Genomic DNA, 15,282 nt, shown 5'->3' on the forward strand with positions numbered 1-15,282 from the left:
CGGCCTACGGCTCGCCGAAGCCTGCCTGCACCAGGCCGCCGACGTAGTTCAGGGCACGCTCGGCGTCGGGCCCCCAAGCCTCGATATGGAGCAAGGATCCCTTGCCTGCCGCCAGGGTCATCAGGGATGTCATTGACGCGCCATCCACGCCGTTGACCGTGACCTCGGCGTTGAGGGACGCCAGACCGCCCGCGATCTTGGCGGCCGGACGGGCGTGCATGCCGGCCTCATTCACCAGTTCGAAGTCGCCGGTGAAGTCCGGCCCTGAACCGGTGACGGACCCTTCAGCCACGGTGCTTTCGGCGAGCACCCGCGAAGCAGCCGCCACCTCCGGTCCCAATCCGTAGACCGCTTCGGCGGCACGTTTGACTGCCTTCACGTCGGCGCCGCCCTGTGCGGCCACGGCGGCAGCCACGAGGCCTTCCACCAAGGGCGCGTCCGCCAGGAGCACGCCGGCTGGCTCCTCCACGAGCTCCAGGGCCGATTCCGCCGTCATCACTGCAGATCCCAGGTCCGTCAGGACCACCACGCCATCGCCGCCGGCCGCCTGGTCCAGGGCAGACATGACTTTCTCCAGGCTCGTTCCGATCCTGCCGTCGGCGGTGCCCCCGGCGGCGAGGATGACGACGTCGGGCGCCATCTGGGCGGCGAGCTCCACGGCGCCGTCGGCAATTTTCTCGCTATGGGACACCACCACCAGGCGCACCGTCACGCTGCGGCCCCAACGGCGGCCCGCAGAATGAGGGCGCTGGAGGCGGCGCCCGGATCGCGGTGCCCCGCGCTCCGCTCCCCCAGATAACTGGCGCGGCCCTTGCGGGCGACCAGGGGCTCGGTGGCCACGGCGCCAGCCTCAGCCGCCTCAGCGGCTGCGACCAGCACTCCAAGGACGGTGCCTGCGCCGTCCGCCGCAGCGGCCTGCGCTGCCTCCGCGGCGGGGGTCCAGGCATCCACCATGGTCTTGTCGCCGGACTCAGCCTTGCCCCTGGCCACGATCCCATCGCGGGCAGCCACAAGCGCGTCGGCGAGCCGCCCCGGATCAATCTCGGCGGCATCGCCCAAAGCAGTGGAAGCGCGCAGGAACGCGGTTCCGTACAAGGGACCTGCGGCGCCGCCCACCTTGGACATAAGGGTCATGGCAGTCAGCTTCAGGGCCGCGCCGGGCGTCTCAGGCTGCGCTTCAGCCAGTTTCTCCAGCACCGCCTGGAACCCGCGGTCCATGTTCTCGCCGTGGTCCGAGTCCCCGATCGCACGGTCAAGTTCGATGAGCCACACCCGGTTTTCCGCCATGGCCTGGGCGCAGAGAGTCAGCCATCTGACGGCCCATTTCACGTCCAGCACCACGGTTACACGCCCCAACGCAGGGCTGCGGTGTGCACCGGAGCGTCCCACAGGTGCGTCAGTTCATCGTCGAGCCGGAGCACCGAGATGGAGCAGCCCTGCATTTCCAGGGACGTGATGTAGTTCCCTACCAGCGAGCGTTCGACGGCGGCTCCACGTTCTGCGATCACCTGGGCAGCGCGGCGGTAAACAATGTACAGCTCGCTCAGCGGGGTCCCGCCCATGCCATTGACAAACAGCAGGACTTTCTCTCCCCCGGTGATGCCCAGGTCGCTGAGGACCGGGTCCAGCAGGCGGTCCGTGATGCCGTCAGCGTTCTCCATCGGGATTTTGTGCCGGCCGGGCTCGCCATGGATGCCGATGCCGATCTCGATCTCATCATCCGCCAGGTCGAAACTGGGCGTTCCCGCATGCGGTACTGTGCACGCGGACAGCGCAACCCCCATGGTGCGGACGTTGCTGTTGACGCGGTCACCGATCGCGGCCACGGCATCGAGGCTGTCACCACGTTCAGCCGCGGCGCCGGCGATTTTCTCGACCAGAACGGTGCCGCCCACTCCGCGGCGGCCTGCCGTATACAGGGAGTCCTCCACCGCGACGTCGTCATTGACCAGGACCGTGCGGATGTCCACGCCTTCGGCCTGCGCCAGCTCCGCTGCGGTCTCAAAGTTCAGGACGTCGCCGGTGTAGTTCTTCACGATATGGACGACGCCGGCACCCGAGTTAACGGCGAGCGTCGCCGGAAGAATCTGGTCCGGCGTCGGCGAGGTGAACACCGCCCCCGGCACGGCGGCGTCGAGCATTCCCAGCCCGACAAACCCGGCGTGGAGCGGCTCGTGGCCGCTTCCCCCGCCGGAAACTAGTCCGACCTTCCCTGCCACCGGCGCGTCTTTGCGCGTGACGTACTTCGGATCGGCAGTGACGGTGACCAGTCCAGCGTGGGCCAGACCGAATCCCTCGACGGATTCGTCAACCACGGAACGGGGATCATTGATGAGCTTTTTCATGGCAGAACTCCTGGGGTGTGGGTGCGTCCTGGAGGATGCACTTTGACCCTACTACCGGCGCCTGAAGTCCGGTAGCCTGCGACGATGCGGCGGAAGCGGTAAGGGACAGCCCCCCAATGGCTGTCCCTTACGGCAGGCCCCACACTGCAACCCTGTCAGTTTATCCATCAATTCGACATAAAGCTATTTATGTCACAGGGTGACTTCTTGCCGCTATCGTCGGCGGCAGGGTGATTGGGGGTGTCTAGAGGGTCTTGATCATGCGGGTGTTGCCCAGGGTGTTGGGCTTGACCCGCGCCAGGTCCAGGAACTCGGCAACGCCTTCGTCATGGGAACGCAGCAGCTCGGAGTAGACCACCGGGTCCACGGCCGTCTGGTCGGCCATGACCTCGAAGCCATGGCGTTTGAAAAAATCCACCTCGAACGTGAGGCAGAAGACTCGGGCCACGCCCAGTTCACGGGCCTCGGCCAGCAGGCTTTCCACCAGCACGTGACCTACACCCTTGCCGCGCCACGCGTCCGATGCGGCCAGCGTGCGGACTTCGGCGAGATCCTCCCACATAACGTGCAGGGCGCCGCAGCCGATGACTTCGCCGTCGTCGGCTTCTGCGATCCGGAACTCCTGGAGGCTTTCGTAATAGGCAACGGTCTCTTTCGCCATGAGAATCCGCTGCTCAGCCAACGGCGCCACAAGGCGCTTGATGGCGGCCACGTCACTGGTACGTGCAGAACGGATATGGAAGGAGTCAGTCACAGGGTCCATCCTACGATGGCAGCCCGGCGTCCTCGGCGCTCCCGGAGGACGCAGTCAGCCTTGTTTGGCGGCCCAGTCGGCGACGCGCTGGGTGCTTTCCTCTTCGGAGAGGTCCTCCACGCGAGTCATGACGGACCAGCGCACACCGTAGGGGTCCCGGATGCTGGCGAATCTGTCTCCCGAGACAAATGTGGACAGCGGATCCCGAACGGTAGCCCCCATCCGCTCGGCCCGCGCAATAAGAGCGTCCGCGTCGGCGCAGTAGAAGCCGATCGAGTAGCAATCATCGTCGCCGTTCGGCGCCGGAACGAGGTGGTAGTCCGGGTTGGGCTCTCCAATCTGGAGTCGCCCCTGACCGAAGTCAAGTTCGGCGTGGACGACGATTCCGCCGATCTCGGTGACATTTACTGTGCGCGCGCCGAAGACGTCCTGGTAGAAGGTGATCGCCTCCTTGGCAGAAGGGATCGCAAGGAACGGCGTGAGGCTCGTGAAGCCGTGCGGGATGCCGGATTTCGTGTGCTTGCCATCGGCGGCGTTGGTCAGTTCGGGGCTTGTAGTATCAGTCATAGATCTCACGGTACGCACAGGCCGGCTCAGCGGCTTGGAGAATTGCGACAGCCTGGATAAGGAGTGTCCCCCCATGGTGGGTTCGTACAAGGGAATCCTCTACCCGGCCCGGCTCCCCACATTTCACCGTGTGCCGGCGTCTGAGTCCGTCACGAACCTGGTGCAGTGGTTTTGGATCCCCGAGTGGGACATTGAGCCAGGGCACACGTCCCGCCAGCACGTGATCGCGTTCCCGACGTCCAATCTTGTGGTCCAAAAGGATCTCGTTGAGTTCGCAGGCCCAACAACCCGTCGATCGCATCGCGATCTCACGGGCCGGGGCTGGGCGGTTGGGGCCCTCCTGCGTCCCGCGCTGGTTCCACGTTTCACGGATGACCCGGGGAGCCTGCGGGATTCCCAGCTGCCACTACCGCTCGCGGATCTGCATGCCTCGGTGTCGGAGGCGATGAGGGGAACCGATCCAGGGGAACGTCGACAACGCGCGGTGGAGGCTTTCACCGGCTGGCTAGTAGCGCAGAGTCCAGAGGTGTCCGAGGAAGGCATCCTTGCCAACGCGATGATGGACATGATCGGAACATGCGCCGACGTGACCCGCATTGAAGACGTTGCCGCGCGTCTATTTGTTTCGCCGAGAACCCTGCAACGGGCAGCGCGGAAGTACATCGGCCTGAGCCCGTCCGCGCTTATCCGAAGGCGCCGCCTGCAAGAGGCCGCTGACCGGTCACGGACCGACCCGGCGACAGACCTCGCGGCGATAGCTGCCGAACTCGGCTACACCGACCATGCCCATCTGACGAACGACTTTCAAAAGTTCCTAGGATTCACGCCAAGCACGTATCGACGATCAGTCCTCCAGGACCAGGCCGAGAATCATGACGGCGGTGGATAGCTGAGGGCCCGGTGTCTTGCGCAGACCGCGTCGGGGTCATGGCATGGACGAGGACCCGGACAACGCAAAGGCCCCGCCTGCTCCTCTGGGGCGCGGGCGGGGCCTTGGCTGTCTTGCCTTAGACGCTGGGGGCGATCTCCGGGATGCGCGGCTTGGCGTTGCCGGCGAACGTGAACTTGGCGTCGTCGCCTTCGCCGTCCACGTCCACTACAACGATGTCGCCGGCGTGGAGCTCGCCGAACAGGATCTTCTCGGAGAGCTGGTCCTCGATCTCGCGCTGGATGGTGCGGCGCAGCGGCCGGGCACCCATGGCGGGATCGTAGCCGCGGGTCGCCAGGAGCACCTTGGCCGCGGTGGTGAGCTCGATGCCCATGTCCTTGTCCTTGAGGCGCTTCTCCAGGCGGCCAACGAACATGTCCACGATCTCGATGATCTCGTCCTGGGTGAGCTGCGGGAACACCACAACGTCATCCACACGGTTCAGGAACTCCGGACGGAAGTGCTGCTTGAGCTCTTCCGTCACACGGGCGCGCATCCGGTTGTAGCCGGTCTGCGTGTCTGTGCCGGACTGGAAGCCGGTGGCCACGCTCTTGGAGATGTCCCGGGTGCCCAGGTTTGTGGTCATGATGATCACGGTGTTCTTGAAGTCCACCACGCGGCCCTGGGAGTCGGTCAGGCGGCCGTCTTCCAGGATCTGCAGGAGTGAGTTGAAGAGGTCAGCGTGCGCCTTCTCCACTTCGTCGAACAGGACCACGGAGAACGGACGACGGCGGACCTTCTCGGTGAGCTGGCCACCCTCTTCGTAGCCGACATAGCCCGGAGGGGCACCGAAGAGCCGTGAAACGGTGTGCTTCTCCGAGTACTCGGACATGTCCAGCGTGATGAGGGCGTCCTCGTCACCGAACAGGAATTCGGCCAGGGCCTTGGCGAGCTCGGTCTTGCCGACGCCGGTGGGGCCGGCGAAGATGAACGAGCCGCCCGGACGCTTGGGGTCCTTCAGGCCTGCACGGGTACGGCGGATTGCCTGGGACAGGGACCTGATGGCCTCGTTCTGGCCCACCACACGCTTGTGCAGTTCGTCTTCCATCTTCAGCAGGCGCGTGGACTCTTCCTCGGTCAGCTTGAAGACCGGGATGCCGGTGGAGTTGGCCAATACCTCGGCGATGAGATCCTCATCCACCTCGGAAATGTCATCCATACCGCCGGACTTCCAGTGGCGTTCCTTCTCGGAGCGCTCGGTAATGAGCTTCTGCTCCTTGTCCCGGAGCGAAGCGGCGCCTTCGAAGTCCTGCGCGTCGATGGCGGATTCCTTCTCCATCTTCAGCTTGGCGATCCGCTCATCCATGGCCTTCAGCTCCGGCGGAGCGGTCATCCGGCGGATGCGCAACCGGGCACCGGCCTCATCGATCAGGTCGATGGCCTTGTCCGGCAGGAAGCGGTCCGAGATGTAGCGCTCGGAGAGGTTCGCGGCCGACGCGAGGGCGCCGTCGGTGATGGTGACGCGGTGGTGCGCCTCGTAGCGGTCACGCAGGCCCTTGAGGATCTCGATCGCGTGCGCGACGGAGGGCTCCTTGACCTGGATCGGCTGGAAGCGGCGCTCAAGCGCGGCATCCTTCTCGATGTGCTTGCGGTACTCATCCAAGGTGGTGGCACCGATGGTCTGCAGTTCACCGCGGGCCAGCATGGGCTTCAGGATGGACGCAGCATCGATCGCACCCTCGGCCGCACCGGCACCCACAAGCGTGTGGATCTCGTCGATGAAGAGGATGATGTCGCCGCGGGTGCGGATTTCCTTCAGGACCTTCTTCAGGCGCTCTTCGAAGTCACCGCGGTACCGGGAGCCGGCCACGAGTGAACCGAGGTCCAGGGTGTACAGCTGCTTGTCCTTGATGGTTTCCGGGACGTCGCCGCGGACAATCGCCTGGGCGAGGCCTTCGACGACGGCGGTCTTGCCGACGCCGGGCTCACCGATCAGGACAGGGTTGTTCTTGGTGCGGCGCGACAGGACCTGCATAACGCGTTCCATCTCGGACTCGCGTCCGATCACCGGGTCCAGCTTGTTCTCGCGCGCAGCCTGCGTGAGGTTGCGGCCGAACTGGTCCAGGACCACGGAACCGGCGGGAGTGCCCTCGGGCTGGCCGGGACCGACGCCGGCGCCGGTAGTCTCCTTGCCCTGGTAGCCGGAGAGGAGCTGAATGACCTGCTGGCGGACGCGGTTAAGGTCTGCGCCGAGCTTGACCAGCACCTGGGCGGCCACACCCTCACCCTCGCGGATGAGGCCCAGCAGGATGTGCTCCGTGCCGATGTAGTTATGGCCCAGCTGCAGGGCTTCCCGCAGCGAGAGTTCCAGCACCTTCTTGGCGCGCGGGGTGAAGGGGATGTGGCCGGATGGGGCCTGCTGGCCCTGGCCGATGATCTCCTGTACCTGTTCGCGCACGCCGTCGAGCGAAATGCTCAAGGACTCAAGAGCTTTGGCGGCAACGCCTTCACCTTCATGGATCAGACCCAAGAGGATGTGTTCGGTACCAATGTAATTGTGGTTCAGCATGCGTGCCTCTTCTTGGGCAAGCACAACTACGCGACGGGCACGGTCCGTAAATCGCTCAAACATTTTCGCCACACTCCTAGCTACGACGTACTTTGATGCTACGTGGCGGACCCCCACTTGGGGAGCGTGTTCGCCACAGGGGAAACATGACGTGTTCAACCTCCCGTCACCCTGCACCGCTTGGATCAATGCAAGAACCTCAAGCAAGGAGAAACGTCATGGAAGTCATCACCCTGCTCATGACCGCCGCGACCGTAGCCCTCGCCGGGATTGGCGGGCTCTACTACTCCTACGCCTGCTCGGTGATGCCGGGGCTGCGCGCCACCGATGATGCGACATTTGTCAGTGCCATGTCCGGGATCAATACCGCCATCCAGAATCCGGTGTTCGCGCTGAGCTTTGTCGGCGCCTTCCTCGCATTGGCGGGCTCGGCAGCCTTTTCGTGGGCCGACGGGCTTGCCAGCGCACTCCCCCTCTCTGTTTCCCTGGCCTGCTACACGGCCACGCTGGTCATCACCTTCGCCGCGAACATCCCCTTGAATAAATCGTTCGAACGCCGGTGGACCCGGTGGAACATCCACCGCACCTGGCTGTCGCTGGCCGCACTGGTCGCGCTCAGCGTTGCCTGGGCAGCGTTGGGTCAGCCGTGAGATTGCAACAGCGCGCTACTTCCGGAAGTCGAACAGCGCCGTGTGTGTTGTCCCGTCGTTCAGTCCCAGTGTGAATTGCCGGCACGTCCCTGCCCAGTCTTTCTGGGTTTTCCACACGTAGGTGTAGGTATCGGAGCCGGCCGCGTAGCTCAGCGAACTGCCTCCCGCGGCGACAGTCTGCTCCACTTCGTCCGGCGCGGTGCCGCCGGGGCACGCTATAGCGGACGACGACGGTGCTCCCGCCGCCAGGATATCCAGCCCCCGGTTCCCGCCGACCCCCAACTTGATGGGCGCGGCAGCGCCTGCCTTCATGGCGTTCAGGGTGCCGCCGTTATCCACCGGCTGCAGGAACCCGCGGAACGGCCAACGCGGCTGGCCCACGGCGAACTGTCCTGGTAGCCAAGCAATTCCGCGAAAGCGCCGTCATCGCGGCCTGAAGATGCTGTGTACCAGCTTTCAAGGAATCCTGCGGCGGTGGTCCTGATCTTGTATGTTCCATTCGTCAGATCGAACGACGTGCTTGCCACGCCCGAACTTGCCGTTTGCGGGATCGCAAGCACAAGGCCGCCATCAATGGCGTTGAAGACCTCAAAGGTGACGTCGGTGGCAATTGCGGGGCCCGGACTCGCATTGATGCTGGCCAGGAGTTCCGTCGAATCCAGGACGACGCTTAAGCGCACTTCATCATCCGCGAATGCCGGAGCGCCGAGAGGCACAGCCAGCAGGAGAATCAGCGTCGCCAGGACTGCCGTAAATCGCCGAGACCCGCTAATTCCAGACATTCCAGGCTCCCGCCGCGTATACATTCGAGTGGGCGAATTCGAGCGGGCGTCCCAGACCGAAGGCTCAAACCGAATCGCCGGCTCATCCCAAGGAAATTGCGCGACGATTAGCCCAACGGTACGACCGGAGGCCGTTAGTCAGCAAGGATTTTGCGCATACCCAAGCCCGTCTTTGCGCATTCAAAATTGGCATCAAAAAACCCTGCCCCCACCCGAAGGTGAAGACAGGGCCTAATACGCCGTCGGAGAGGCGTAGGTCAGGAATTTGCCTTTTGGTAGGCTTCCTGGATTTCAGCCTGAATTCGGCCGCGGCTGTTAACCGTGTAGCCGTTATCCCGCGCCCATTGACGGATCTGCGCGGAGTCGTTGGTACGGGGACCTACCACCGCTTTGGTGCGGGTGGCTCTGCCGGCCGAGGTCTTGCGCCCGGCAGCAACAAAGCGCTCCAGGGCAGAACGGAGCTCGGCCGCGTTGGCCGAGGACAGATCGATTTCGTAGCTGACCCCATCGAGGCCAAAACGGACGTTCTCGTCCGCAGATCCCCCATCCAGATCATCGACGAGGATGATGTTTACTTTCTGTGCCATTAAATATGTCTTCCTCTTGGAAAGGTTCGGTTGTCAGAAAATGAGGATGTTCCTATTAAAAGTATGAACCTCTTTATGGCAACGCGTCAAAGCGTCGGATCGTTCCTGTGGATATCCACAGGAGTCCGCAGAAAGCTCTTCCGAGCTATTTGTCCGTTTCCGGGTTCTGTTCCTTCAATGGCGCGGTGGAACGCGCGTCCGCCTCGGCTTGGGCACGCTTTTCCGCCTGCCGCTCGGACTTATCGGCATTGAAGATGGATTTCATGGCGAACCAGAAAAGCAGGCCAACCACGAGCGACGGCAGCAGTACGGCTACATATTCCATGATTAGTGGCCTTCGGGCTTCAGAAGCGGGAAAAGGATGGTTTCGCGGATACCGGCGCCGGTGAACAACATAACCAGCCGGTCAATACCCAGACCGATGCCGCCCATGGGCGGCGCGCCGTATTCGAGGGCCCGCAGGAAGTCCTCGTCCAGCTGCATGGCCTCGACATCGCCCGCAGCAGCGTGCCGCGACTGTTCGGTCAGCCGCTCACGCTGGATGACGGGGTCGATCAGCTCGGAGAAGGCCGTGCCGCGTTCCATGCCGCCGATGATGAGGTCCCAAGCTTCGATCAGCCGGCCGTCCTCCCGGTGCGGGCGGGCCAGCGGCTGGGCAGACGGCGGGTAGTCGTACACAAACGTGGGGTTCAGCAGTGTGGGCTCCACAATTTCGCCGAACAGTTCCACGGCCAGTTTCTCGGCGTCCCACTTCGGGTCCACCTTGACCTCGTGCTTTTGGGCGATTTCGCGCAGCACCTCAAGCGACGTATCAGGTGTGACTTCCTGGCCAACGGCGTCGGACAGTCCCGGGTAGACCGAAACCCAGGCCCAGTCGCCGTCGAGGTTGATTTCCCCGGCTTCCGTCTGGAGGGTTCGGCCCACACCCGCGGCGTCAGCGGCGTCGAGGATGATCTCCTTGATGCGCTCGGCCATGACGAACTGGTCCGCCCATGCTTCGTAGCACTCAAGGGTGGTGAATTCGGGGCTGTGGGTGGAGTCCACACCCTCGTTGCGGAAGACGCGGCCCATGTCGTAGACGCGGTCGATCCCGCCCACGACAGCACGCTTGAGGTAAAGCTCGGTGGCAATGCGAAGGGTCATCTTCTGGTCGAACGCGTTCATGTGCGTCTCGAACGGGCGGGCCAGGGCGCCGCCGTGGACCAGCTGCAGGATGGGGGTTTCCACCTCGACATAGCTGTGGCGGTGCAGGCTCTCGCGGATGGAACGGGTAATCGCGGCGCGGGTGTAAACCATTTCCCGGGCTTCGTCGCGCACCATCAGGTCAACGTAGCGCTGGCGGACGCGGGTTTCCTCGTTCAGTTCCGCGTGCAACACCGGCAACGGACGGAGTGCTTTGGAGGCCATGGACCAGGACTCGGCCATCACGGACAGCTCGCCGCGGCGGGAGGAAATCACTTCGCCCTTGATGAACACGTGGTCGCCGAGGTCCACCAGCGCCTTCCAGTCAGCGAGCGCTTCCTCGCCCACGTTGGCCAGGCTGAGCATCGCCTGCAGCCGGGTGCCCTTGCCGTCAACGCCGCCTTCCTGGAGCGTGGCGAAGCAGAGCTTGCCGGTATTGCGCACAAAAACCACGCGGCCCGTGACGCCTACAACGTCGCCCGTGGTGTCGTCAGCCTCAAGGTGCGCGTACTTTTCGCGGATCTCCGTGAGGGAATGCGTGCGTTCCACACCCACCGGATATGCCTCGGTGCCCCGCTCGATCAGCTTTGCACGCTTGTCCATGCGGATGCGCATCTGCTCGCTGGCGTCGAGCGGCTCTGGGGCATTTTTTGGGGTGGGGGTGTTTTGGGAAGTCACAATCCCCAAGTTTACCGGGAGTTCGCGCCGCCGGCTCCCGGCGGACGCCCAGGCATAGACTCGGGCTGTGGAGACGTGGAAAGTTGAAGCGGAGGACGGCGGGCGCCTCGACGTGCACTCCTTCCGCACCCCCGCGGGGCTGGACCCGGCGACGGCGGGACCTCCCGGCGTCGTACTCATCCACGGCACTTTGGTCACCGACGCCCTCTACCGGCCCTTTGCCCGGAAGCTCAGCGTCCTGCTGTGCCGGCCGGTGCACTGCTACAACCGGCGCGGCAGGGCGGGGTCAGCCCCGCAGCCGGAGGACTATTCCGTGAAGACCGAAGTCAGTGACCTTGCCGCGGTCATGCGCCAGACCGGCGCGACGGATGTGGTGGCCCACAGCTACGGCGGCTTCGTGGCGCTGCAGGCGGCCCGGACCCTGCCCGTGGGCCGGCTGGTGACCTATGACGCCGCGGTGTCGCTGTCCGGAAACCTGAGCCACCGCTGGCGGCCGGAGCTTGAGGATGCCGTCACTGCGGGCCAGCTCAACCACGCCTGGGCGCACCTGGTCCAGGGCCTGGCCACGGCGGGCCCGCTGTCCTACCTCCCGCTCGGCGCGCTGCGAATGCTGAGCATCCTCTCGGCCAGGACCAACCTGGGCGCGGAGATGCGCCAGCTGCTGCCCACGGCCGTCACCGAAATGCGTGCCGTACTCGACGCCGAAGCCGAACTGGACCATTTCACCGCCCTCACCACCCCCGTCCTGATGCTCAGCGGCGGCTGGAGTCCGGCGTATTTTGCCGAGACGGGGCGGCAACTGGCGGCCGCCGTGCCGTCCATCACCTTCCAGGTGGTCCCCGGCCAGCTGCACGAGGGGCCCATCCGTCCCGGCAAGGGGCTCGCCGTACGGATTGCCCGGTTCATCAGCGGCAGCGACGGCCAGGCCCGGAAGCTGGGGAGGCGCCGGTAGGTCGCTTCGCCGATGGGGAGCTTTGCCGCGCGCCTAGGATGAGGAGCGTGAAAGAACAGGAAGTCCCCACGCACGACGGCGGCAGGCTGGCTTTGTACAGCTACGGAACCGAGGATGCGCCGGGAGAGCGCCGGGTAGTGGTCATCGGCGGTGCATTCCTCACCGCCCTGATCTACCGGCCGTTCTCGATGGCATTGGCCGACGGGCTGGGCGACGGGTGGGCCGTGGATGTCTATGACCGGCGCGGCAGGGGCAACTCCACCGAGCAGCCGGCCGACTACTCCATGGCCACGGAGATCGCCGATGTCCGCACGGTCATGGATGCCACGGGCGCCCGCAACATCCTGGGCCACAGCCTCGGCGGATCGGTTGCCCTGAACGCCGTCCAGGAGTTCGCGGGCACCCCGCACGAACCGGACAAGCTGGCGGTCTACGACGCGGCCGTCAACATCGACGGCAGCGTCGACATGTCCTGGCTGGACGATTTCGAGGCTGCGGTGAACGCCGGCAAGGTGGGGCATGCCATGGCCCGGATGAAAAAAGGCATGCAGCCGGGCACCGCGCTTTCAAAGATCCCCGAGCCGGTCCTTGCTGGGCTGATGGCCGTGGTGTCCCGCACCAAGGTGAACAAGATGCTCCGGGAGCTGATGCCCACCGGCGTGGGCGAACTGCGCGCCGCGTATGACGAAGCCGAGCATGCCAGGAACTTCGCCGTCCTGCCCGCCAACACGCACTTTATGGTGGGCGGCAAGAGCCCGAGCTACTACAAGGTCACGGCCCAGCGCCTTCATGCTGCCGTCCCGGGGAGCACGTTCGAGCTCTCACCCAAGGGCTTCCACGGCTCCATTCCCGCCGCGGTGAAGGAACTTGTCACTGACATCGCGGAATACTTCAGGGGCTAAGGCTTTCCGCAGGTTGCTCGGCTAGGCTCGGATCATGACGAGCGAGAACATCAAGACCCCCGACGGCGGCACGCTGGAGCTCTACTCCACGGGTGCTGAACTGGCGTCCGCCGGCTCCGGCGTGGTTGTGGTCCCGGCCTCCATGGTGACCGCCGCCGACTACACAAAGTTCGCCCAGAAGCTCAGCGCAGCCTTGGGCCGCCCGGTCCACACCTTCAACCGCAGGGGCCGGGGTTCGTCGTCGCCGCAGGCCGAGGACTACACGCTGGACGCGGACATCCGGGACCTGGACGCCGTTATGAAACACACGTCCAGCACCGACGTCTTTGGCCACAGCTTCGGCGGCGCGGTGGCCCTGCACGCGGCCCGGACCCTTCCGGTGGAGCGGCTGGCCGTGTATGACCCGGCTGTGTCCGTGAACCACAGTGTGAAGGCCGACTGGACCACTGAATACGAACGCGCCACGGCTGCCGGGGACGACGACCGCGCCCTGGCCGTGCTCACCAAGGGCCTGGAGACCGGCGCCTTCTCACGGATGCCGCTGTCCATGCTCACCATCGCCAACAAGCTCACCGCCGGCACCCACGTAGGCAAGCAGCAGCGTGAACTGATGCGCACCGGCGTCCGGGAAATCAAAGCGATCATCGCCGCGGACATGCCAGCCGAGCCCTTCCTGGAACTGCCCCTGGAAACGCTGATTATTGTGGGCGAGAAGAGCCCCGCGTACTTCGGTGTCGCCTGCGGCCAGATCCATGACATCCTGACCGGCTCCAGCTACACCATCCTGCAGGGGGCCGGCCACGACGGCGTCCTCCGCGCCCCGGACAAGCTCATCACCGAGCTGAGCGACTTCTTCGCCGGCTAGCCTCCATCACTCCAACGCGGGTCACTTATCGCCCCATCCGGCGGTCCGGAAGGGCGCAATGTGACCCCGCGTTGGATTGGCGGTGTCCGCTAGTGGACGCCGTTGCCCGGGGCGGCGCCTTCTGTTTTGCGCATCATCGCGGAAAGTACGACGGCGGCGAGGGCTATGACGGTTGCCGTCAGGAACGCTGCGCTCATGCCGGCAACGAGGCCGGACGCGGCCGAGACGACGGCGAAAATGGATACCAGCAGCGCCGTGCCGGCGGCGCCGGCTACCTGCTGGGCGGTGCTCATGATCGCCGAGCCGTGCGAGTAGAGATGCGGCGGCAGCGGGTTCAGGCCGGTGGTAAATGCCGGGGTGAACAGCAGCGCCAGGCCGAAACTCAGCCCCACGTGGAGGGTGACGATCCACCAGACCGGAGTGCCGGCGTCGAGCGTTGTAAATTGCCACAGCGCCAGCACCATGAGTATGGAACCGGTGACGGTGAGCGGCAGCGGGCCCACTTTGTCGAACAGCCGGCCGATGAACGGGCCCAGCAGGCCCATCGCCAGCCCGCCCGGAAGCAGCGCGAGCCCGGTCTCCAGCGAACCCAGGCCGCGGATTTCCTGCAGGTAGAGCGGCAGCAGGATCACGCCGCCGAAGAGCGCCATCATGGCCACCACCATCAGCAGCACGGAGACCGTGAACATCCTGAAGTTGAAGGCGCGGAGGTCCAGCAGCGGGGCTTCGGCCTTCTGCAGCCGGAGCTGGCGGAGCACAAAGACCGTCAGGCTGGCGACTCCGATGACCAGCGCGGCGATGGCCACGGCGCTCGGACCGCTTTGGCCGCCGCCGATCTGGCTGAGACCGTACACCAGGCCACCGAAAGCAGGAACCGTCAGAAGTACGGAGAGGAAGTCGAGCTTGGTCTTCTCGGTTTCGCCCACGTTCGTCAGGTACTTGGCGCCGATGGCCAGCGCGGCCAAGGCGACCGGCAGGACAAAGACGAACATAAAGCGCCAGGTGAAGTGCTCCAGGATCAGCCCGGAGACTGTCGGCCCCATGGCCGGTGCCACGGAGATGGCGATACTGACGTTGCCCATCACAGCGCCGCGCTTGGCCAGCGGGACGAGGGTAAGGATGGTGGTCATCAGCAACGGAAGCATGATGGCCGTGCCGCCGGCCTGGACGATGCGGGCCAGGAGCAGGATCTCAAAACCTGGAGCCACTGCGGCCAGGGCGGTGCCGCCGGCGAAAAGTCCCATGGCCAGCATAAAGACGGCCCGCGTGGACAGGCTTTGGAGGATGAACCCGGTAGTGGGGATGACCACGGCCATGGTGAGCATAAAGCCGGTGGAGAGCCACTGGACGGTGGGCGCGTCCACGCCAAGGTCAACCATCAGCCGCTGCAGGGCAACATTCATGATGGTCTCGTTCAGGATCACCACAAAGGTCGCCACGAGCAAGGTGGCGATGATGGTCACCGATTCGCGGGACATCTTCTCCGGCGCGGGCTTCGGCGCCGCAACCGGCCCGGGCCGCCCGGAGGCGTTCGAAGAGACTTCTGTAGACATGGGTGTTCCCCCAGGGAGTAAGAATGAA

The 15,282-nt window shown here is 64.8% G+C and carries 17 protein-coding genes; 5 read left to right on the top strand and 12 right to left on the bottom strand.

Annotation, left to right across the window (positions count from 1 at the left end):
- Positions 1-4: 4 nt before the first annotated feature.
- The 5 genes from dhaM to ACX80X_RS12585 all read right to left on the bottom strand — a co-directional run bounded on the left by dhaM (position 5) and on the right by ACX80X_RS12585 (position 3,666).
- Complete coding sequence (gene dhaM, locus ACX80X_RS12565) at positions 5-712, bottom strand: dihydroxyacetone kinase phosphoryl donor subunit DhaM (RefSeq protein WP_252601703.1); 708 nt, start codon at positions 710-712, stop codon at positions 5-7.
- The gene (dhaL, locus tag ACX80X_RS12570; RefSeq protein WP_058930378.1) at positions 709-1,341 is read right to left on the bottom strand and encodes a dihydroxyacetone kinase subunit DhaL; all 633 of its coding nucleotides are present in this window, start codon (positions 1,339-1,341) and stop codon (positions 709-711) included. The genes dhaM and dhaL overlap by 4 nt, the downstream gene beginning before the upstream one ends.
- A 2-nt stretch (positions 1,342-1,343) precedes the next feature.
- Positions 1,344-2,345, bottom strand: a complete 1,002-nt coding sequence (gene dhaK / locus ACX80X_RS12575) for a dihydroxyacetone kinase subunit DhaK (protein ID WP_252601706.1) — start codon at positions 2,343-2,345, stop codon at positions 1,344-1,346.
- A gap of 244 nt (positions 2,346-2,589) precedes the next feature.
- Positions 2,590-3,099 carry an amino-acid N-acetyltransferase gene (locus ACX80X_RS12580; RefSeq protein ID WP_252601709.1) on the bottom strand — a complete coding sequence of 170 codons (510 nt, stop codon included), beginning with the start codon at positions 3,097-3,099 and terminating at the stop codon, positions 2,590-2,592.
- A 54-nt stretch (positions 3,100-3,153) separates the two neighbouring features.
- Entirely contained in the window at positions 3,154-3,666 is a 513-nt protein-coding gene (locus ACX80X_RS12585; RefSeq protein WP_252601712.1) for a VOC family protein, read from the bottom strand.
- Between the two features lie 73 nt (positions 3,667-3,739).
- Between ACX80X_RS12585 and ACX80X_RS12590 the strand changes: the two genes are divergently transcribed.
- Positions 3,740-4,555, top strand: a complete 816-nt coding sequence (locus ACX80X_RS12590) for a helix-turn-helix transcriptional regulator (RefSeq protein ID WP_252601714.1) — start codon at positions 3,740-3,742, stop codon at positions 4,553-4,555.
- A gap of 118 nt (positions 4,556-4,673) precedes the next feature.
- Here the strand turns inward: ACX80X_RS12590 and ACX80X_RS12595 are convergent, their stop codons facing one another.
- A complete protein-coding gene (locus tag ACX80X_RS12595; protein ID WP_252601716.1) occupies positions 4,674-7,166 on the bottom strand; it encodes an ATP-dependent Clp protease ATP-binding subunit in 2,493 nt (830 codons plus the stop codon).
- 155 nt (positions 7,167-7,321) lie between these two features.
- On the opposite strand from ACX80X_RS12595, the gene ACX80X_RS12600 reads away from it, so the two are divergent.
- Complete coding sequence (locus ACX80X_RS12600; RefSeq protein WP_252614481.1) at positions 7,322-7,753, top strand: anthrone oxygenase family protein; 432 nt, start codon at positions 7,322-7,324, stop codon at positions 7,751-7,753.
- 15 nt (positions 7,754-7,768) lie between these two features.
- Here the strand turns inward: ACX80X_RS12600 and ACX80X_RS12605 are convergent, their stop codons facing one another.
- The 5 genes from ACX80X_RS12605 to lysS form a co-directional block, all read right to left on the bottom strand.
- Positions 7,769-8,134: a PxKF domain-containing protein gene (locus tag ACX80X_RS12605; RefSeq protein ID WP_459312209.1), complete on the bottom strand. Its 366-nt coding sequence runs from the start codon at positions 8,132-8,134 to the stop codon at positions 7,769-7,771.
- Positions 8,071-8,535: a hypothetical protein gene (locus ACX80X_RS12610; protein WP_252614479.1), complete on the bottom strand. Its 465-nt coding sequence runs from the start codon at positions 8,533-8,535 to the stop codon at positions 8,071-8,073. The genes ACX80X_RS12605 and ACX80X_RS12610 overlap by 64 nt, the downstream gene beginning before the upstream one ends.
- Before the next feature lie 257 nt (positions 8,536-8,792).
- Entirely contained in the window at positions 8,793-9,122 is a 330-nt protein-coding gene (locus tag ACX80X_RS12615) for a histone-like nucleoid-structuring protein Lsr2 (protein ID WP_104060154.1), read from the bottom strand.
- A gap of 145 nt (positions 9,123-9,267) precedes the next feature.
- Positions 9,268-9,447: a hypothetical protein gene (locus ACX80X_RS12620; protein ID WP_252601721.1), complete on the bottom strand. Its 180-nt coding sequence runs from the start codon at positions 9,445-9,447 to the stop codon at positions 9,268-9,270.
- Positions 9,448-9,449: 2 nt separating this feature from the next.
- Complete coding sequence (gene lysS / locus ACX80X_RS12625) at positions 9,450-10,982, bottom strand: lysine--tRNA ligase (protein ID WP_252614478.1); 1,533 nt, start codon at positions 10,980-10,982, stop codon at positions 9,450-9,452.
- A 67-nt stretch (positions 10,983-11,049) separates the two neighbouring features.
- On the opposite strand from lysS, the gene ACX80X_RS12630 reads away from it, so the two are divergent.
- Genes ACX80X_RS12630 through ACX80X_RS12640 form a run of 3 tightly spaced genes read left to right on the top strand, consistent with a single transcriptional unit; the run spans position 11,050 to position 13,701 of the window.
- Complete coding sequence (locus tag ACX80X_RS12630) at positions 11,050-11,934, top strand: alpha/beta fold hydrolase (protein ID WP_252614477.1); 885 nt, start codon at positions 11,050-11,052, stop codon at positions 11,932-11,934.
- A 38-nt stretch (positions 11,935-11,972) separates the two neighbouring features.
- The gene (locus tag ACX80X_RS12635; RefSeq protein ID WP_256471135.1) at positions 11,973-12,836 is read left to right on the top strand and encodes an alpha/beta fold hydrolase; all 864 of its coding nucleotides are present in this window, start codon (positions 11,973-11,975) and stop codon (positions 12,834-12,836) included.
- Positions 12,837-12,870: 34 nt separating this feature from the next.
- Entirely contained in the window at positions 12,871-13,701 is an 831-nt protein-coding gene (locus ACX80X_RS12640; RefSeq protein WP_252610929.1) for an alpha/beta fold hydrolase, read from the top strand.
- A gap of 89 nt (positions 13,702-13,790) precedes the next feature.
- Here the strand turns inward: ACX80X_RS12640 and ACX80X_RS12645 are convergent, their stop codons facing one another.
- Positions 13,791-15,254: a DHA2 family efflux MFS transporter permease subunit gene (locus ACX80X_RS12645; RefSeq protein ID WP_252614476.1), complete on the bottom strand. Its 1,464-nt coding sequence runs from the start codon at positions 15,252-15,254 to the stop codon at positions 13,791-13,793.
- Positions 15,255-15,282 lie beyond the last annotated feature (28 nt).

The sequence above is a fragment of the Pseudarthrobacter sp. MDT3-1 genome, assembly GCF_054510755.1.

Coding starts and splice junctions, on each gene's coding strand:
- dhaK (WP_252601706.1), bottom strand. CDS start 2,345: ATGAAAAAGCTCATCAATGATCCCCGTTCCGTGGTTGACGAATCCGTC.
- ACX80X_RS12590 (WP_252601714.1), top strand. CDS start 3,740: ATGGTGGGTTCGTACAAGGGAATCCTCTACCCGGCCCGGCTCCCCACA.
- ACX80X_RS12600 (WP_252614481.1), top strand. CDS start 7,322: ATGGAAGTCATCACCCTGCTCATGACCGCCGCGACCGTAGCCCTCGCC.
- ACX80X_RS12645 (WP_252614476.1), bottom strand. CDS start 15,254: ATGTCTACAGAAGTCTCTTCGAACGCCTCCGGGCGGCCCGGGCCGGTT.
- ACX80X_RS12595 (WP_252601716.1), bottom strand. CDS start 7,166: ATGTTTGAGCGATTTACGGACCGTGCCCGTCGCGTAGTTGTGCTTGCC.
- ACX80X_RS12620 (WP_252601721.1), bottom strand. CDS start 9,447: ATGGAATATGTAGCCGTACTGCTGCCGTCGCTCGTGGTTGGCCTGCTT.
- ACX80X_RS12635 (WP_256471135.1), top strand. CDS start 11,973: ATGAGGAGCGTGAAAGAACAGGAAGTCCCCACGCACGACGGCGGCAGG.
- ACX80X_RS12615 (WP_104060154.1), bottom strand. CDS start 9,122: ATGGCACAGAAAGTAAACATCATCCTCGTCGATGATCTGGATGGGGGA.
- ACX80X_RS12610 (WP_252614479.1), bottom strand. CDS start 8,535: ATGTCTGGAATTAGCGGGTCTCGGCGATTTACGGCAGTCCTGGCGACG.
- ACX80X_RS12640 (WP_252610929.1), top strand. CDS start 12,871: ATGACGAGCGAGAACATCAAGACCCCCGACGGCGGCACGCTGGAGCTC.
- ACX80X_RS12585 (WP_252601712.1), bottom strand. CDS start 3,666: ATGACTGATACTACAAGCCCCGAACTGACCAACGCCGCCGATGGCAAG.